Source organism: Geodermatophilus sp. SYSU D00698 (assembly GCF_054050335.1).
In genome coordinates this window covers 83,535-100,877 of sequence record NZ_JBJGZD010000006.1, presented here as the reverse complement: position 1 = coordinate 100,877, position 17,343 = coordinate 83,535, and the positions used below count along the sequence as shown (strand labels likewise).

Here is a 17,343-nt window from a genome sequence, read left to right as displayed (position 1 = left end):
GCCTCCGCCGCCCGGCGGGGGTCAGACGGCGGGCAGGCGGGCGCGGGTGCGGGCGGCGACGTCGAACAGGTCGCCGTACTCCTCCACCCGGGCGAGCACCTCCTCGGTGCGGAAGCGCAGCTCGGCGGGGTCGGCGCCGTCGCGGACGGCGTCCACCTCGTCCCACCCGATCGGCGTGGACACCGGGGCGTCGGGGCGGGCGCGCATCGAGTACGGGGCGACCGTCGTCTTGGCGGGGTTGTTCTGGCTCCAGTCGACGAGCACCTTGCCCGGCCGCAGCACCTTCTCCATCCGCCAGACGACGCGGTCGGGCGTCTCGGCCGACAGCTCCTGGGCCAGCGCCTTGGCGTAGCGGGACGGGTGCTCGCGGTCGGTCACCCGGATCGGCGCGTAGACCTGCACCCCCTTCGACCCCGACGTCTTGACCACCGGGTCCAGCCCGTCGTCGACCAGCCGCACCCGCAGCCGCTCGGCGACGTCGCAGCACTCGCGGATGCCGGCGTCCGTGCCGGGGTCGAGGTCCAGCACGAGCAGGTCCGGCAGCGTCGGCTGCAGCTTGCTGCCCACCTGCCACTGCGGCACGTGCAGCTCCAGCGCGGCCAGATTCGCCGCCCAGGCGAGGTCGGCGACGGTCTCCAGGACCACCATCTCCAGCACCTCGCGGTCCCGCGAGCTGCCGGGGCTCGGCACGGTCACCTTCCGCACCCAGTCCGGCGCGTGCCGGGCGCTGTTCTTCTCGTAGAACGCCTGCCCCTCGACGCCGTCGGGCCAGCGGGTGAACGTGACCGGCCGGCCGGACAGGTGCGGCAGCAGCACCGGCGCGATCCGCACGTAGTAGTCGATCACCGCGGCCTTGGTGAACGAGACCTCGGGGAAGAGCACCTTGTCGAGGTTGGACACCGACAGCTGCCGGCCCTCCACCCGCACCCGCTGGCGGTCCATCAGGCTCCCCTCAGGGGGACCACTCCACGACGACGTCGTCGACGTCGAGGTCCTCGCGCAGCCCCCGCCACGCAGGGTGGCGCATCCGGCCGTCCGCGGTCCACGCGGCGAAGGCCACCTCGCCGACCAGCTCCGGCTCCGCCCACCGCGCGTCGCGGGCCACGTCGCGCGGGACCGCGCCGGCGAAGGGCGGGGTCCGGCGCGGGGTGAGCAGCCCGCCGAGCTCGCGCAGCACCGCGTCGGTGAACCCGGTGCCGACGTGCCCGGCGTAGACCAGCCGGCCGTCGTCGTCGTGGACGCCGACCAGCAGCGACCCCACTCCCCCGGCCCGCCGTCCCCTGCCCGGCCGCCACCCGCCGACGACGACGCTCTGCGTGCGGACGTGCTTGACCTTGCGCCACTCCGGCGAGCGCGCGCCCGGCCGGTACGGCGAGTCCAGCCGCTTGGCGACCACGCCCTCCAGCCCGTTGTCCCGGCTGGCCGCGTGCACGTCGGCGCCGCCGCCGCGGAACCACGGGGTCGCCGCCCAGCGGTGCCCCTGCGGGGCGAGCGCGTCCAGGCGCTCCCGCCGCCGCGCGTAGGGCAGCCCGAGCAGGCTGCGGCCGCGCTCGGCCAGCAGGTCGAAGACCAGGTAGGTGACCGGCGCCGCGGCCGCGAGCCGGGCGACCTCCGGGCCGCCGGTGCGGTGCATGCGGTTCTGCAGCAGCCCGAAGTCCGGGCGGCCCAGCCGGTCGAGGGCCACCACCTCGCCGTCCAGGACGGCGTCGACACCGGCGAGGGCGTCCGGCAGTCGGCTGAGTTCGGGATAACGGTCGGTCAGGAGGGTGCCGCTGCGCGCCCACAGGTCCACCCGGCCGTCGCGGACCGCCGCGAGCGCCCGGACGCCGTCCCACTTGAACTCGTAGCCCCACGCGGCGTCGTCGGCCGGCAGCTCGCCGGCGACGGCGAGCATCGGCGCCGGCACCGGCGGCTCGGGTAGGGCGGGACGGACCATCCGCGCGGCTCAGGCGCTGCGGCGGGACGTGCGCTTGGCCGGCTCCTTCTTGGCGGCCGTGACCTTGCGCGCGCGGGTCGTGCGGGCCGGGGCCTCCTCGGCCGCCTCCTCCGCCGGCGCCTTCCTCGCCGCCACCTCCTTCGCCGCCACCTTCTTCGCCGCGGTCCTCTTCGCGGGCTTGCGCGCCGGTGGCGCCTCCGCGGGCGCCTCGTCGTCGGCGGCGCCGCCGCGGGCGCGTTCGACGCTGCGCCGCAGCGCGCTCATCAGGTCGACGACGGCCGCGCCGGGGTCGGCGGTCTCGGGCACCGGCTGCACGTCGCCGCCGGTCTGCTTGGCCTCCAGCAGGGCGGTCATCGCCTCGCGGTAGTCGTCGGTGAACTCGGCGGGGTCGAAGTCGCCGGTCATCGAGGTGATCAGCGCCTCGGCCATCTGCAGCTCCTGCGGCCGGACCGAGACGTCCTCGTCGAGGAAGCCGAAGTCGGGACGGCGGATCTCGTCGGGCCAGCGCATGGTGTGCAGCACCAGGACGCCGTCGCGGACCCGCATGGCCGCCAGCGACTCCCGCTGCCGCAGCGCGATCTTGGTGATCGCGACCCGGCCGGTGTTCTCCAGCGCGTCGCGCAGCAGCACGTAGGGGCGGGTGGCCGGGCCGTCGGGCTCGAGGTAGTAGGTCTTCTCGAACTGGATCGGGTCGATCTCCGCCTGGTCGACGAACTGCAGGACCTCGATCTCCCGCCGGGTGGCCAGCGGCAGCTCGGCGAGGTCGTCGTCGGTCAGGACCACCAGCTGGCCGTCGGGCAGCTCGTAGCCCTTGGCGATGTCGCCGTACTCGACCTCCTCGCCGTCGATCGAGCAGATCCGCTTGTACTTGACCCGCCCGCCGTCGACGGCGTGCACCTGGTGGAAGCGGACGTCCCTGTCCTCGGTCGCGGTGTAGAGCTTCACCCCGATGCTGACCAGGCCGAACGAGACCGCGCCGCGCCAGATCGAGCGCATGTCACTCCCCTTCCCCGGGCTCCGCGACCGCGGGGCGGCGCGGCCCGCAGGATAGGTGCGGGCCGGCGCCCCCAGCAGCGCGATCGCTGGTGATCTCCTCCGCCCGGGGGAAGCGGGCGTCCTCCTCGGCTCTACTCGGCGTGCCGGCCTGTGGGATCGGCGTCGGTGTCAGCATCCACGCCCGCCGCCTCCCGTGGCGACGGCTCGAGCGCGCCGTTCTGGATGGCGTCGTAGACGAACTGCAGGACGTCGCTGCCCGCCACCAGCGTCATGGTGAACGCGGCCAGCCGGGTCGCCCGCGGCGCTGCCGCGTAGCCGAACACCAGCCCCGTGGCCACCCACTGGGCCAGGCAGAACGGGCAGGTCAGCAGCTCGCCGACGGCGTGCTTGACCCCACCGTGCTCACGGACCTCCTCCGCCACCTCCGCGTGCCCGGACGGTCCCTGGAACGCCGTGAAGGGTGCGCGCAGCGGGGCGGTGACGGGGTCCTTGGCGATCCGGCGGGCCAGCCGGAATGTCGCCACCGCGAGGAGCACGGCGTCCCCCGGCGGGATCCGGTCGGGCAGTTCCCTCCCGGACGCCCGCACCGCCGCCGCGCCGGCCGAGACCAGCCCCAGGTACACGCCCATCGCCCCGAGGTCGCCGGCGAGCGGGCGGGGCTCGCCCTGCGTGTACTCGCGCCCCTGGGTCCGCGCCCAGCGGCGGATCGGCGCTCCGATCCGCTGCACCTCGTCTGCGATCGCCATGCCGCCCCGCTACCCGTGCGGCCGGTGCGCCATGCCGCGGTGCGCCTCCCGTCACGGTCCGCGCCCGCCCGCATGGCTTCCGGGGAGGCGGGTAGGCGGCAGGGCAGTCCGCCGCCGGGAGCACCGTCCGGCGGCCCGAGAGAGAGGAACCCTCGATGACCGAGCCGGACGACCGCGGGGCGGTCCACTCCGCGCAGAACGACGCCGAGTTCCCCGACGACGAGCGGGGTCTGACCGGTGTGCGCGAGGGCGGCGCGCCGGGCTCCCAGGGGCAGACCGCCCGCGACGTCTTCCCCGAGGACAACGGCGTGCCGGACGTCTCGCAGGACGACTTCCCCACCGTGCAGCTCTCCGAGGACCCGCAGTTCGCCCCCGAGCCGGGCGACCGGGAGGACGAGCCGGTCGGTTTCGGGACGACGGCGCGCGAGCAGCAGGAGGGCGAGTCGCTGACCGCGCGCCTGGAGGAGGAGATCCCCGACGACGACCCCGGCGTGCGCCCCGCCGAGGACCCGGGCCGCGGCATCGGGCAGCTCGACCAGGACTACGACACCACCCCGGACAGCGACTCCGGGACCAACCGCACCGCCGACGACGTCGAGGCCGCGCTCGATCCGGTGGTCGGCGGCGAGGGGCCCGAGGAGGCGGCGGTCCACGTCGTCGAGAACACCTGACGCCACTCTCCAGCACCGTTGCGTCACCGGCCCGGGTGAGCACCACCACGCGCTCGCCCGGGCTGGTTGGCGGACGGCCACCGGGTTGTCTACGTTGTAAATGCGGTTGAGCAGGCAGCCGCGCGCGCCGGCGGCGGACCGCCTCCGGCGTGTCCACTGCAACGCCGGCCTGCCCGGGGGTGACGACACCCCTGAGGCGCCCGGCGGTAGATTGACCGGTGGCCGCACCGCTCGGCGTGGCCACTGAGAGGAGCTGCGTCCGTGACCGCATCCGACCTGCCCGCCGGGGGGCAGCACGACGTGTCGACCGAGGGCACGGAGGCACCCTTCGACGACGTGATCACGCTCTCGACCTCCACCAGCGAGGACGGCGCGGTCACGGTGACGGTCGTCGGCGAGGTCGACACCTTCACCGCCCCGGTGCTGCGCTCCTCGCTGGACACCCAGCTCGAGCAGCAGCCCCGCGAACTGGTCATCGACCTGTCGGGGGTCCAGTTCCTGGGCTCCGCCGGCCTGGCCGTGCTCGTCGAGACCCAGAAGTCGGCGAAGTCCCGGGACGTCGAGCTGCGCCTGGTCGCCACCACCCGGGCGGTCACCCGCCCGCTGGAGGTCACCGGCCTGATCGACCTGTTCACCATCGTGGACAGCAGCGCCCGCTGACCCCTCCGCACCACCTGCCACGAGGCCCCGCTCCGGCGGGGCCTCGTCGGCTTTCCCGGGCCGACTACGCCGACAGCAGGCGGCACACCGCCTGCTCGAGCACCTTCTGCGCCTCGCGGTCGTCGTCGGCGCCGGCCAGGTCGGCCAGCGCGTCGGCCACCGTCTCCCCGTTCTCGTACCGGTCCACCACCCGCGGGTCCACGTAGCTGGCCTTGCACACCGCCGGGGTGTTGCCGAGGTGCTCGGAGACCCGCACGTAGGCCTCGCGGATCGTCCGGTTCCGCGCCGTCCTGTTCTTCGGCGGCGGCTGCTCGGCCAGCGCGGCGGCCATCATCACCGTGGCGTTCCACGTCCGGAAGTCCTTGGCGGTGATCTCCGCACCGCTGACCTCCTTGAGGTAGGCGTTGATGTCGGCGCTGGTCACGTCGTGCCAGGTGCCGTCGTCGAGCCGGTAGGCCAGCAGCTCCTCGCCGGCGTCGTCGGGCCGCTCGAGCAGCGACCGGACGACGGTCGCCGTCGGCCGGTCGGTGATCTCCACCTCCCGCTCGATGCCCCCCTTCGCGGTGTACCGGAAGAACGTCCGCTCCCCGCGCACGGTCACGTGCTCGCGGCGCAGCGTGGCCAGGCCGTAGGTGCCGTTCTCCTCGGCGTACTCCTCGCTGCCGATGCGGAAGGTCCCGAGGTCCAGCAGCCGCAGCGCGCAGGCGAGCACCCGCTCCCGGCTGGGCCCGCGGGTGCGCAGCGCGTCGGCCACCCGGTCACGGACCTCGGGCAGCTCGGAGGCGATGGCCAGCACCCGCTCGTGCTTCTCCGCGTCCCGCCGCGCCCGCCAGGCGTCGTGGTAGCGGTACTGGCGGCGGCCGGCCGCGTCGAGCCCGGTGGCCTGGATGTGCCCGTTGGGCCACGGGCAGATCCACACGTCCTTCCAGGCCGGCGGGATCGCGATCGACCGGATCCGGTCCAGGCGCTCCGCGTCCTTGATCAGCTGCCCGTTCTCGTCACGGTAGGAGAAGCCGCGACCGGCCCGGCGGCGGGTCCAGCCGCGCCCGTGCACGTCGCTGCGCCGGAGTCTCACGCGCAGTGGATGCGCACCAGGCCGGTCCCGTAAACGGACCGTGCCCCGGCCGGGGTCAGCGCAGCTCGACCAGCCGCTGCAGTCCGCTCACCTCGAGGATGTGCCGGGTGACGCCGCCGTCGGGCGCGTGCACCACCAGCCGCCACCCCTCGGCCTCGGCGATCGCCGCGACGGCGAGCACCACCCGCACCGCCGCGCTGCTGAACAGCGTGACGGCGGTGAGGTCCAGCTCCACCCGGACGGTACCGCCGTGGCTGGCCTCGAGCAGCCGGATGCGCAGCTGCTCGGCGCTGACCAGGTCGACGTCGCCGGCGGCGCGCACGACCGGGTCGGCGCCCTCCCGGTCGACGACGACGGTCGCGCCGCTGCCGCCCACCGGGTGCTCGGGCTCCTGGTCGGGCGTCTGCCGCAGCCGCGTGCGCAGCGTGACCGTCGTGCCGTGCTCGCCGCGCACGACCATCCCGTCGACCAGCTGGCGCATGATCAGCAGCCCGCGGCCGCGGTCGCCGGGGTCGCGGTCCGGCGGGCGCCAGGTGCCCTCGTCGTGCACGGTCACGGTGAGCACGCCGTCGACGTCGACCGCGGCGGTGACCTGCATCGGCCCGGGCTCGGCGTCGCGGTAGGCGTGTTCGGCCGCGTTGGCGCAGGCCTCCCCCACCGCGACCACGACGCCCACCCGGTCCTGCTCGCCCATGCCCAGCGCGGTCAGCCACGCGCTCAGCCGCCGCCGCACGGCGGGCAGCGCCGCGGGCACCGCCAGCAGGTCCAGCCGCAGCGCCTCGACCGACCGCGCGCGGCGGTGCGCCACGAGCACGGCGACGTCGTCGGGGCGGCCGCCTCCGGTGAGCATCCCGGCGGCGATGGTGGCGGCCAGCCCGGCCGCGGCCTCGCCGTCGAGGGTCTCGGGATCGGCCAGCGCCGCCCGGGCGACCGCGGTGAGCCGGTCCAGCCCCGCGGTGGGCGGTGGGCCGGCGGCGGCGACCGCGCCGTCGGAGTAGAGGACCAGGGTGGCGCCCCGCTCGAGCCGGGCCGAGGCGACCGGCGTCGCCGCGCCGCGCACCGTGCCCAGCGGCGGCCGCGCCTCGACCGGCAGCCGGGTCGCGCGCCCGTCGGCCTCCACCAGCAGCGGCGGCGGGTGCCCGGCGGCGGCGTAGGTCAGCGCGCCGGTGGCCGCGTCGAGGACGGCGTAGAACACCGAGGCGCCCTGGACGTCGTCCATCTGGGCGGCGAAGTCGTCGAGGGCGGCGAGCACCGCGGCGGGGGCGGGGTCGCGCAGCGCGCTGGAGCGCATCGCCCCGCGCAGCCGGCTCATCGCGGACGCGGCCGGCACCCCCGAGCCGACGGCGTCGCCGATGACCAGCGCCAGCCGGCCGTGGCCCAGCGACACGGCGTCGTACCAGTCGCCGCCGGCGACGCGCCCGGAGCTGGCCGGGTGGTAGCTGCCCGACAGCCGCACGTCGGGCAGCAGCGGCAGGGACGGCGGCAGCAGCGAGTGCTGCACCTCCTCCACGACGTCCCCGGACGGCCCGCCCCGGGGACTGCCGGGCTCCTCGTCCTCGGCGGTGCTCTCGAGGACCAGGACCGCGGCCGGGTCGGCGCCGGCGGCCAGCGGCCGCACGGCCACGGTGACCTCCGGTCCGTCACCGGCCAGGACACCGGAGAGGGTGACCGGCCGGCCGGTGCGCAGGACGTCGGCGACGACGTCGGCCACCGGGCGGTCCCCCACGACGGGCAGGTCGTGCGGGGTGGGCCCGAGCGTGCGGGCGCGGGCGTTGGCCCAGAGGGTCCGCGGGCCGGGGCCGGCGACGAACCACAGCGCCGAGGGCGCGTCCTCCAGCGCGGCCACCAGCGCGGCCGGGCCCACGTCCTCGGCGGGACGGGGCCCCGGCGGGAGACTGCCCTGGCTGGTGCTCATCCGGGGACCAACAGACCACAGGGCCGGTGCACCGGCAACCGCGCGCGACGCCGTGGGCACACGTTGTTTGCCGACGCGCCGGGGACGGGTAGACGGTCCTGCTGGGACACGGCCCAGTCGCCCCCCGCCCCCGCCCCGCGCGCACCGCGGACCCGCGGCGGGGCAGGATGGGACCGGGCGCCGCGGCCCCGGACACCTGCCGAGCAGACCGGCCGCGGCCGGACGTACTGATGAGGAGCGGACGACGGATGGTGGACTCGAGGGGTGCCCTCGCCCAGGACAGGCGGCGCGCGGAACGGCTGGAGCTGCGCGTGCCGACCACGCCGGGCCAGCTGCCCGCGGTGCGGGCGATGGCCGGTGACCTGGCCATCCGCATGGACTACGACCTGGACTCGGTCGAGGACCTGCGGCTGGCGGTGGACGAGGCGTGCGCGACGCTCGCGGCGATCGCGCTCGGCGACGCGCCCCTGACGGTCGTCTTCGAGACCACCCGGGCCGGGCTGCACATCGACGCGTGGGTGCCCACCGCCGAGGGGACCGACGTCCCCCGCGACGGCTTCGGCTGGGCGGTGCTGCAGACGCTGGCCGACAACGTCGAGGGCCGGCCCGCCTCCCAGCGGGAGGTGCCGGCCGGCGACGGCGGTGAGGGCCCGGTGGCGGTCATCTCCATGGACAAGTACCTCCCCGGGCAGCGGCCGGCGCAGCTGGTCGGCTCCGCGGGCAGCGACGACTCGGTGGCCCCGTGACGCCGGCGACCGCCGGTCCCCGGGCCCCCGTCGAGGAGGACGCCCTGCACGACGATCCGTCGGTGACCGCCCCGGACCCGGCCGAGGACGCCGAGGCCGAGGGCACCGGCACCGGCACCGACAGCGACAGCGAGGACACCGCCGGCGAGGACACCGAGGACGACGCCGGGCCCGTCACCGGCCGGACCGCCGGCGCCCGCGAGGGCGACGGCGCGCCCGTCTCGGACAACCGGCGCCGCGCCGAGCGCACCGCGCCGCTGTTCGCCGAGCTGGCCACCCTGGAGAAGGACGACCCGCGGCGGGAACGGCTGCGCGAGGTCCTGGTCGAGGAGCACCTGCCCCTCGTCCGGCACTTCGCCCGCCGGTTCAGCAACCGCGGCGAGCCGTTCGACGACCTGCTGCAGGTCGGCACGCTGGGCCTGATCGCGGCGATCGACCGGTTCGACCCGACCCGCGGGGTGGAGTTCCTCTCCTTCGCCGTCCCCACCATCACCGGGGAGATCAAGCGGCACTTCCGCGACCAGGGCTGGTCGGTGCGGGTGCCGCGGCGGCTGCAGGAACTCCACCTGTCGCTGAACTCCGCCGTCGGCGAGCTGGCGCAGAAGAACGGCCGCGCGCCGACGCCGTCGGAGCTGGCCGAGCACCTGGGCATCCCGCGCGAGGAGGTCCTCGAGGGCCTCGCGGTGGCCAACGCCTACCGCAGCAGCTCGCTCGACGAGCGGCTCTCCGGCGAGGACGACTCCCCCACGCTCGCGGCCACCCTCGGCGAGGAGGACGCGGCGCTGGAGGGCGTGGAGTACCGCGAGTCGCTGCAGCCGCTGCTGGCCACCATCCCGGCCCGCGAGCGCCGCATCCTCATCCTGCGGTTCTTCGGGAACATGACCCAGTCGCAGATCGCCGCCGACATCGGCATCTCCCAGATGCACGTGTCCCGGCTGCTGAGCCAGACCCTGGCCAAGCTCCGCGAGGGCCTGCTCAAGGACTAGGGACGGCCTCCCCGCAGGGAGGCCGTCCCCGTCGCCGGGTCAGCCCTGCGGCCGCCCGCCGTCGGGGGTCCCGCCGTGGGCGACGTCCTCCTCGGCCGCCCGCGCGAGCGACGTCGTGGGCGGCAGCTCCGGGGCCGCCAGGGCCGGTCCGGCGTCGGCGATGCTGTGGAGCTCGATCCTGGCCTCGGGCTGCTCGGCGGCCGGCGGCAGCTTCGACTCGAACCAGCCGGTGGTGTCGATGCCGCCCCCGTCGCCGGTGGCGCCGCCGGCGGGAGCTCCGTCGGCCGGCGGCGGGACGTCCAGGAACGACCGGCCGTCGCCGTCGGCGCCGCCGAGCTTCGCCAGGCCCTCCAGCGCGCGGCTGAACTCGCTGGGGACGATCCACATCTTGTTCGCGTCGCCCTGCGCGATCCGCGGCAGCGTCTGCAGGTACTGGTAGGCCAGCACCCCCTGGTCGGGCCGGCCCTCGTGGATCGCCCGGAACACCGTCTCGATCGACTTGGCCTGCCCCTGCGCCTGCAGGTACAGCGCCGCCCGGTCGCCCTCGGCCCGCAGGATGCGGCTCTGCCGCTCCGCCTCCGCCTCGAGGATCGCGGCCTGCTTCCTCCCCTCGGCCGACAGGATCGCGGCGGCCTTCTGCCCCTCGGCGGTGGTGATCGCCGACTGCCGGGCGCCCTCGGCCTGCAGGATGATCGCCCGCTTGTCGCGGTCGGCGCGCAGCTGCTTCTCCATGGAGTCGCGGATCGACGGCGGCGGGTCGATCGCCTTGATCTCCACCCGCGCCACCCGCAGCCCCCACGGGCCGGTGGTGCCGTCGAGGACCTCGCGCAGCTGGCTGTTGATGCCGTCGCGGCCGGTCAGGGACTGCTCGAGGTTCAGCCCGCCGACGACGTTGCGCAGCGTCGTCGTGGTGAGCTGCTCCATGCCGGTGATGTAGTTGGCGATGCCGTACACCGCCAGCCGCGGGTCGGTGACCTGGAAGTAGACGACGGTGTCGATGCCGACCTGCAGGTTGTCGGCGGTGATCACCGGCTGCGGCGGGAACGAGACGACCTGCTCGCGCAGGTCGACCGTCGCGCGCACCCGGTCGACGAAGGGCACGAGCAGCGACAGGCCCGGGGAGAGCGTGCGGCTGTAACGACCGAGCCGCTCCACCACCTTGGCCTGGGCCTGCGGGACGATCGTCACGCTCCTCGCGACGACGAACACCACCAGCAGGGCGACGACGAGCAGTGCGATCAGGGCAGGGGTCACGGCGGCGCTCCTCGGGTCGGGTCCCGCTGTGATCATCCTCCCGGGTGGCACCCGGGGTCACCGTCCCGGCGCGCGGGGCTCAGAGCTCGAGCGCCTCGCCGACCACGGCGGTCGCGCCGTCGACCTGGAGGATCCGCACGGTGGCGCCGACGGGGAAGCTCTCCTCGCCGAAGTCGGTGCGGGCGGTCCACTCGTCGGCGCCCACCCGGATGCGGCCACTGGAACGACCGACCTCCCGGGTCACCGTGGCGGTGCGGCCGACGAGGGCCTGCACGCCGTCGACGTGCCTCGGCGTCCGGTTCTCCAGGTGCGCCTTCGCCGCGGGCCGCACGCTCGCCAGCAGGAACACCGAGACGGCGATGAACGCCACGATCTGGAAGGCGAGCGACCCGCCCGCCAGCGCCACCACGGCCCCGCCCAGCGCGCCGCCGGCGAACATCAGCAGGACCAGGTCGAGGCTGGCCACCTCACCCGCGACGAACAGGCCCGAGGCGACCAGCCAGAGCACCCACGCAGCCACGTCCCCAGTCTCCCAGACCACCCGCCGTCCCCGGGCCCCCGGGACGCGGCCGACGTAGCCTCGCTGGGTGCTCCACGACCTCCCCGCCGGGCGGTTCGCCGTCTGGGCGACCGCGTGGCTGTCCGGCCGCGCCTCCTACGACGACGCGCTGGACGCGCTGACCGACGACCGCGCGCACCGCGTCACCGGCCTGCCCGGCACCTCCGGCGCCGTCCCCCTCGGCTGGGCGCTGACCGCGCTGCGCGGCCTGGGCGAGCGGCGGCTGCGGCTGGTGCTGCCGGTGCCCGGCGACGTCCGCGGCGTGCCGTCCGCGCCGGGCCTGGCCGCGCCGGCGCTGGAGGCGGGGCAGGTGGCGGTCGGCGACGCCGTCGCGCTGGTGCCGGAGGACCTCGGCCCGGAGGTCACCGCGTGGACGGCGGTCGACCTGACCGGCGTCCCGCCCGCGCCGCCGCCGGTCGAGGGCTCGCTGCGCGCGGTCTCGGGGGCGCTGGACCTCGCCGTGGGCGACGCCGCCCGCACCCTCGCCGCGCTGGACCTCGCCCGCTGGAACCCCGAGGTGCCGGCGCTGCTGGCCGGCCTGGGCAGCGCCCGCGCCCCGGAGCTGCCGCCGGACACCGACCCGCTGGCCTCCTCGGTGCTCGCCCGCGCGCAGCGGCTGGCGCGGGTGCTGGACCTCGCGCTCACCGACGCCCCCGGCGGCGCGGTCACCCACGGCCAGGCCGCCGCCCGCGACGAGGCGCTGCGCCCGCTGGCCACCGCCGTCCGCGAGGCGACCGTCGCCGCGTACAACGCGGTCCCGCGCCCGTAGCCGTCCTCCCGGCGGGCCCGCCGCCACGGCCGGGGGACGGACCCGTCCGACGCTAGGGCCGGCGGGCCGTCACCAACCAGGCGGCCGAGCCGAGCTCGACGCCGCCGGGACCGGCGTGGGCCTCGAGCCGGCGCCGCAGGTCGGCCACCGCGCGGTCCCGGGTGGCCGGGTCGAGCCCGTCGAGCATCCAGCCGGCGAGGCCGAGCACGAAGGTCAGCGCCTCGTCGGCGTCGGCGCCCCACCACTCCGGCTCGGCCAGACCCTCGACCTCCACCTGACGGTGACCCGCGGCGGTGAGCACCTCGTGGATCCGCGCGGGGTCGGCGAGGGAGAACGGGCCCGGCGCGCCCGGGGGCGGTGCCGGCAGCGGGCGGCCGGCGGCCAGGGCCCCGGTGATCTCGGTGATCCACTCGTTGGCCTCGGCCGCCTGCCACACGAGCAGGACCAGCCGGCCGCCGGGGACGAGCGCCCGGCCGACGTTGGCCAGCGCGGCCACCGGGTCGGCGAAGAACATCGCGCCGGTGCGGCTGATCGCCACGTCGAAGGCGGCCGGCGGGAAGGCGGCCACCTGGGCGTCGGCCTGCTCGAACCGGGCGCCGGTCAGCCCCTCGTCGGCGGCGCGGCGCCGGGCGACCTCGAGCATCGCCGAGGACAGGTCGACGCCGAGCGCGGACCCGGTGCGGCGTGCGGCCTCCCGCGTCGTCCGGCCGGTGCCGCAGCCGACGTCGAGGACCCGGTCCCCCGGCCGCAGGTCGGCCGCGGCGAGGAACGCGGCGTCGTAGCGGGCGACCGACCGGTCGAAGCGGTCGGCCTGCGCGGCCCAGTACGCGCCCTGCGCGCCGTCCCACGCGTCCAGCTGCGCGGCGTTGGCGGGAGCGACCTCGACCACGGCACACCGTCCTCGTCCGGCCCCCCGGTGGACCGACGGTCTACTCGCGGACGGGCGCCCCGTCAACGGCCGGGCGGTGCACCGGTCGCGGAGGCCGGAGGCTCCCCGGCCGGGGCTCGACTCACGCCGGGGACGGCTCCTGGTCGCGGGGTCGCCCGGCAGGGCGACGGACGAAGCAGCACGCCGCGGGGCAGTTCGTGCCCAGCCGCGGCTCGCCGCCCGCGCGCCGCTCCTGCAGCAGCTCGCGGACCATCGCGACGAACGCCGGGTGGGTGCCCGCCGTCGCGGCCCGGACGAACGCCAGCCCGAGCTCCCCGGCGGTCTCCTCGGCCTCGTTGTCGAGGTCCCAGATCACCTCGAGGTGGTCGCTGACGAACCCGATCGGGAACAGCACGACCGCCGTCTCGCCGATCTCGTGCAGCGCGCGCAGGTGGTCGTTGACGTCGGGCTCCAGCCACGGCACCGACGGCGGGCCGCTGCGGGACTGCCAGACCAGGTCGACGTCGCGGCCCGGCTCGACGGCGTCGACGACGGCGCGCGCGGCGGCCAGCAGCTCGGCCTCGTAGGCGTGCCCGTCGGGGCCGGCGACGTCGGCCATCGCGTCGGGGATGGAGTGCGCCGTCGCCACCAGGCGGGCGGTGGCCCGGTGCTGCTCGGGCAGCTGCGCGAGCGCGGCGGCGAGGGCGTCGGCGTTGGCGCGCACGAAGCCGGGGGTGTCGAAGTAGTGCGGCAGCTTCTCCGCCGTCGGGCCGCCGCCGGTGGCGATCCGGGCCCGGGCGACGTCCTCGTGGTACTGCCGGCACCCGGAGTAGGAGGCGTAGGCCGACGTCGCCAGCACGTAGACGTGCTCGATCCCGTCGTCGGTCATCTGCTGCCAGACGTCCTCGACATAGGGGTCCCAGTTGCGGTTGCCCCAGTACACGGGCATGTCGACGCCGTGGGCGGCGAGGTCCTCGCGGACCGCGGCGACCAGCGCCTCGTTCTGCTCGTTGATCGGGCTCACGCCGCCGAAGTGGTGGTAGTGCTCGGCGACGTCGAGCAGCCGCTCGCGCGGGACGCCGCGGCCGCGGGTGACGTTCTCCAGGAACGGCATGACGTCGTCGTGGCCGCGGGGGCCGCCGAAGGACAGGACCAGCAGCGCCTCGCGGCGGCCGGCCGGGGCGGGCGCCGCCGCGGGCGGCGTCCCCCCGTTGTTGCGGACGGCCAGCGAGGGGTCCTCGTCGGGACGCTGGCCGGGGTTGATGTCGACGGTGGCGCGGGGCACGGACGTCCTTCGGTGCTACGGGGCGGATCGGATGCGGTCAGACGCCCACGGCGTGGCTCTGTGACCGTTCACACGCCCACGGCGTGGAACCCGCCGTCGACGTGCACGATCTCGCCGGTGGTGGCGGGGAACCAGTCCGACAGCAGGGCGACGACGGCCTTGCCGGCGGGCTCGGTGTCGGTGACCGACCAGCCCAGCGGGGCGCGGCCCTCCCAGGCCTCCTCGAACTGGGCGCTGCCGGGGATGGACTTCATGGCCATGCTGCGCAGCGGGCCGGCGGCGACGATGTTGGACCGCACGCCCTCGGGCCCGAGCTCGCGGGCGAGGTAGCGGCTGACCGACTCCAGCGCCGCCTTGGCCGCGCCCATCCAGCCGTAGACCGGCCAGGCGACGGAGGCGTCGAAGGTGAGCCCGACGACCGAGGACGGGTCGGCCAGCAGCGGCCGGCAGGCCTGGGTGAGCGAGGCGTAGGACCACGACGACACCTGGAACGCCGTCGCGGCGTGCTCCCAGGCGACCTCGGGGAAGCCCTCCCCCATCGCCTCCTGCGGCGCGAAGCCGATGGAGTGCACGACGCCGTCGAGGGTGTCGAAGCCGGCCTCGCGCAGCCGGTCGGCGAGCGAGGCCAGGTGCTCGGTGTCCGTCACGTCGAGCTCGACGACCGGAGCCTCCTGCGGCAGCCGCTTGGCGATCCGCTGGCACAGCGACAGCGCGCGCCCGAAGTTGGACAGCACGACCGTGGCGCCCTGCTCCTGCGCGATCCGCGCGGTGGCGAAGGCGATCGACGCCTCGGTCAGCACGCCGGTGACGAGGACCTTCTTGCCCTCGAGAATGCCGCTCATCAGTGCCCCATCCCCAGTCCGCCGTCGACCGGGACGACCGCCCCGGTGACGTATCCGGCCGCGTCGCTCGCCAGGAAGCGGACGACGGCGGCGATCTCGTCTGCCTCGGCGTACCGGCCCAGCGGCACCTGCGCGAGGATCTCCTGCTGCCGCTTCTCCGGCAGCTCCGCGGTCATGTCGGTGCGCACGAACCCGGGCGCGACGACGTTCGCGGTCACGTTGCGGCTGCCGAGCTCGCGGGCGATCGAGCGGGCCAGGCCCACCAGGCCCGCCTTGCTCGCCGCGTAGTTGGTCTGGCCGGCCGAGCCGAGCAGCCCGACGACGGAGCTGACGAACACCATGCGGCCGAACCGGGCGCGCACCATCCTCGCCGAGGCGCGCTTGGCCACCCGGTAGGCGGCGGTGAGGTTGGCGTCGAGGACGTCGGCGAAGTCGTCCTCCTTCATCCGCATGAGCAGCCCGTCGCGGGTGATGCCGGCGTTGCTCACCAGCACCTCGACCGGCCCCTGCTGCTCCTCGACCTCGCTGAACGCCCGGTCGACGGCCGCGGCGTCGGTGACGTCGCACTGCACGCCGAACAGCCCGTCGGGGGCGCCGCTGCCGCGGTGGGTGACCGCCACCGAGTCGCCCTGCTCGGCGAAGGAGCGGGCGATCGCCAGCCCGATCCCCCGGTTGCCGCCGGTCACCAGCACCGACCTGCCCACGCTCGACCCCCTGGCCACCGGCGACGTTGTCAGGTGCCGAACCTAGTCGCTGGGCGCAGGTCACACCGGGTCGCGGTCGGACGCCTCCCGCAGCACCGCGGCCACCGCGGGCGTCGCGGCGTGCGCGCCGGCCTGGAAGAACGACTGCTGGAGCACCTCGTGGACGCGCTCGCCGGACATGAGGTCCGCGCCCATGACCTCCTGCTCGGCCGCGCCGGGGGTGAACACGACGGTCCGGATCCCGGCCGCGCGCAGGGCCCGCACCTCCCGGTCGAGCTGCCGCTGGGAGTACCGGCGCATGGCGGCGGTGAAGTCCTGGCGCCAGCCCGGCGAGCCGCTCATCGGCGCCAGCACGACGACGACGTCCACCCCGGCGCGGCGCAGCACGGCGGCGTTGGTCGCGGAGTGCACCCCGCCGTCGACGTAGGCGTGCCGGCCGATCTGCACGGGGGCGAAGTAGCCGGGCACCGCGCAGGACGCGGCGACCGCCAGGTGCACCGGCGCCGGCGGCGCCCCGGGCCGGCCGAAGACGACGCGGCGCCCGTCCCGCCGGCGCACGGCGGTGATCCACAGGTCGCGCTCGGGCCAGGTCGGCCCCTCGACCTCGCGCAGCGCCCCCAGCTGGGACACGATGTCGTGCCGGCCCGCGGCGAGCAGCGTCATGCCGGCGGTCAGCGGGCGGAACCGCCACGGGCGGGCCAGCGCCCGCGCGACCAGGTGCGGGCCGGGCACGCGCATCGGCCGGCGGAGCACGTCGAGCGGGCGGAACGGCGCGAGCTCGGGGACGGCGGTCTCGGCCATGGTGCGCAGCACGTCGTCGTCGCCGGACAGCGGCGCCCTGACCGTCCACGCGGCGAGGTCCTCCGGCGAGACGCCGGCGCGCAGCAGGGTGCCGGTGATCGACCCGGCGGAGGTGCCGACGACGACGTCGGCGGTGCGGGCGTCGAAGCCGACGTCGTGCTGCAGCACCGCCAGCACGCCCGCGTGGTAGGCCTGCCCCACCACGCCGCCGCCACCCAGCACCAGACCGACCCGGACCATCCCTCCACGGTCCCACGGCCGGGTCGGCGCGGCTCCCGCACGCCGAGTCCCACCTACGCTGGCCGGGTGTTCCTCCTCTTCGGGTTCGGCACGCGGCAGCAGGACCTCGGCCCGGGGGAGGTGCGCACCTGCCCGCGGTGCGGCAACACCACCCGGTGGGCGCGGGTGCGGCAGTTCCGCCAGCTGAGCGTGTTCTTCGTGCCGGTCGCCCGCTGGCGGCGCCGGCGACTCGAGGTCTGCGGCGTCTGCGGCACCGCCGTCGAGGTCTGAGCCGCGACGGCGGCGCCGCG

General features: G+C 76.0%; 19 protein-coding genes. 6 read left to right on the top strand and 13 right to left on the bottom strand.

Going from position 1 to position 17,343, the window contains the following annotated elements:
- Positions 1 to 21: 21 nt before the first annotated feature.
- The 4 genes from ligD (ACI8AB_RS07600) to ACI8AB_RS07585 all read right to left on the bottom strand — a co-directional run bounded on the left by ligD (ACI8AB_RS07600) (position 22) and on the right by ACI8AB_RS07585 (position 3,678).
- Positions 22 to 942 carry a non-homologous end-joining DNA ligase gene (gene ligD, locus ACI8AB_RS07600; RefSeq protein ID WP_456949607.1) on the bottom strand — a complete coding sequence of 307 codons (921 nt, stop codon included), beginning with the start codon at positions 940 to 942 and terminating at the stop codon, positions 22 to 24.
- A gap of 10 nt (positions 943 to 952) precedes the next feature.
- The gene (gene ligD, locus ACI8AB_RS07595; protein ID WP_456949606.1) at positions 953 to 1,936 is read right to left on the bottom strand and encodes a non-homologous end-joining DNA ligase; all 984 of its coding nucleotides are present in this window, start codon (positions 1,934 to 1,936) and stop codon (positions 953 to 955) included.
- Between the two features lie 9 nt (positions 1,937 to 1,945).
- Positions 1,946 to 2,932 carry a non-homologous end joining protein Ku gene (ku, locus tag ACI8AB_RS07590; RefSeq protein ID WP_456949605.1) on the bottom strand — a complete coding sequence of 329 codons (987 nt, stop codon included), beginning with the start codon at positions 2,930 to 2,932 and terminating at the stop codon, positions 1,946 to 1,948.
- 131 nt (positions 2,933 to 3,063) lie between these two features.
- The gene (locus ACI8AB_RS07585; RefSeq protein ID WP_387989791.1) at positions 3,064 to 3,678 is read right to left on the bottom strand and encodes a DUF1360 domain-containing protein; all 615 of its coding nucleotides are present in this window, start codon (positions 3,676 to 3,678) and stop codon (positions 3,064 to 3,066) included.
- Positions 3,679 to 3,833: 155 nt separating this feature from the next.
- Here ACI8AB_RS07585 and ACI8AB_RS07580 point away from each other — a divergent pair, with 155 nt between their 5' ends.
- Positions 3,834 to 4,349 (top strand): hypothetical protein, encoded by a 516-nt coding sequence (locus ACI8AB_RS07580; RefSeq protein ID WP_456949604.1) that lies wholly within the window; start codon positions 3,834 to 3,836, stop codon positions 4,347 to 4,349.
- Between the two features lie 261 nt (positions 4,350 to 4,610).
- Complete coding sequence (locus ACI8AB_RS07575; RefSeq protein WP_387989785.1) at positions 4,611 to 5,009, top strand: STAS domain-containing protein; 399 nt, start codon at positions 4,611 to 4,613, stop codon at positions 5,007 to 5,009.
- 64 nt (positions 5,010 to 5,073) lie between these two features.
- Here the strand turns inward: ACI8AB_RS07575 and ACI8AB_RS07570 are convergent, their stop codons facing one another.
- Together ACI8AB_RS07570 and ACI8AB_RS07565 are read right to left on the bottom strand one after the other, a co-directional pair.
- Entirely contained in the window at positions 5,074 to 6,084 is a 1,011-nt protein-coding gene (locus ACI8AB_RS07570; protein ID WP_456949603.1) for a DNA topoisomerase IB, read from the bottom strand.
- A gap of 55 nt (positions 6,085 to 6,139) precedes the next feature.
- A complete protein-coding gene (locus ACI8AB_RS07565; RefSeq protein WP_456949602.1) occupies positions 6,140 to 7,999 on the bottom strand; it encodes a SpoIIE family protein phosphatase in 1,860 nt (619 codons plus the stop codon).
- 248 nt (positions 8,000 to 8,247) lie between these two features.
- Here ACI8AB_RS07565 and ACI8AB_RS07560 point away from each other — a divergent pair, with 248 nt between their 5' ends.
- The gene (locus ACI8AB_RS07560) at positions 8,248 to 8,745 is read left to right on the top strand and encodes an ATP-binding protein (RefSeq protein WP_456949601.1); all 498 of its coding nucleotides are present in this window, start codon (positions 8,248 to 8,250) and stop codon (positions 8,743 to 8,745) included.
- A 62-nt stretch (positions 8,746 to 8,807) separates the two neighbouring features.
- On the top strand, positions 8,808 to 9,731 hold the full coding sequence (locus ACI8AB_RS07555) for an RNA polymerase sigma factor SigF (protein ID WP_456949600.1): 924 nt from the start codon (positions 8,808 to 8,810) through the stop codon (positions 9,729 to 9,731).
- Positions 9,732 to 9,770: 39 nt separating this feature from the next.
- Here ACI8AB_RS07555 and ACI8AB_RS07550 read toward each other — a convergent pair whose 3' ends face one another.
- Together ACI8AB_RS07550 and ACI8AB_RS07545 are read right to left on the bottom strand one after the other, a co-directional pair.
- Positions 9,771 to 10,985 carry an SPFH domain-containing protein gene (locus ACI8AB_RS07550; RefSeq protein WP_456949599.1) on the bottom strand — a complete coding sequence of 405 codons (1,215 nt, stop codon included), beginning with the start codon at positions 10,983 to 10,985 and terminating at the stop codon, positions 9,771 to 9,773.
- Between the two features lie 79 nt (positions 10,986 to 11,064).
- The gene (locus ACI8AB_RS07545; protein WP_456949598.1) at positions 11,065 to 11,505 is read right to left on the bottom strand and encodes an NfeD family protein; all 441 of its coding nucleotides are present in this window, start codon (positions 11,503 to 11,505) and stop codon (positions 11,065 to 11,067) included.
- Positions 11,506 to 11,572: 67 nt separating this feature from the next.
- On the opposite strand from ACI8AB_RS07545, the gene ACI8AB_RS07540 reads away from it, so the two are divergent.
- Positions 11,573 to 12,313: a hypothetical protein gene (locus tag ACI8AB_RS07540; RefSeq protein WP_456949597.1), complete on the top strand. Its 741-nt coding sequence runs from the start codon at positions 11,573 to 11,575 to the stop codon at positions 12,311 to 12,313.
- A 52-nt stretch (positions 12,314 to 12,365) separates the two neighbouring features.
- Here the strand turns inward: ACI8AB_RS07540 and ACI8AB_RS07535 are convergent, their stop codons facing one another.
- The 5 genes from ACI8AB_RS07535 to ACI8AB_RS07515 all read right to left on the bottom strand — a co-directional run bounded on the left by ACI8AB_RS07535 (position 12,366) and on the right by ACI8AB_RS07515 (position 17,053).
- Positions 12,366 to 13,202 carry a class I SAM-dependent methyltransferase gene (locus ACI8AB_RS07535; protein WP_456949596.1) on the bottom strand — a complete coding sequence of 279 codons (837 nt, stop codon included), beginning with the start codon at positions 13,200 to 13,202 and terminating at the stop codon, positions 12,366 to 12,368.
- A 121-nt stretch (positions 13,203 to 13,323) separates the two neighbouring features.
- Entirely contained in the window at positions 13,324 to 14,466 is a 1,143-nt protein-coding gene (locus ACI8AB_RS07530) for a ferrochelatase (protein WP_456949595.1), read from the bottom strand.
- Between the two features lie 68 nt (positions 14,467 to 14,534).
- Positions 14,535 to 15,308 (bottom strand): enoyl-ACP reductase FabI, encoded by a 774-nt coding sequence (fabI, locus tag ACI8AB_RS07525; protein ID WP_387989756.1) that lies wholly within the window; start codon positions 15,306 to 15,308, stop codon positions 14,535 to 14,537.
- On the bottom strand, positions 15,308 to 16,012 hold the full coding sequence (gene fabG / locus ACI8AB_RS07520; protein WP_456949594.1) for a 3-oxoacyl-ACP reductase FabG: 705 nt from the start codon (positions 16,010 to 16,012) through the stop codon (positions 15,308 to 15,310). The genes fabI and fabG overlap by 1 nt, the downstream gene beginning before the upstream one ends.
- A gap of 60 nt (positions 16,013 to 16,072) precedes the next feature.
- Entirely contained in the window at positions 16,073 to 17,053 is a 981-nt protein-coding gene (locus tag ACI8AB_RS07515; RefSeq protein WP_456949593.1) for a patatin-like phospholipase family protein, read from the bottom strand.
- 66 nt (positions 17,054 to 17,119) lie between these two features.
- Between ACI8AB_RS07515 and ACI8AB_RS07510 the strand changes: the two genes are divergently transcribed.
- The gene (locus ACI8AB_RS07510; protein WP_387989747.1) at positions 17,120 to 17,323 is read left to right on the top strand and encodes a zinc-ribbon domain-containing protein; all 204 of its coding nucleotides are present in this window, start codon (positions 17,120 to 17,122) and stop codon (positions 17,321 to 17,323) included.
- Positions 17,324 to 17,343: the final 20 nt, after the last annotated feature.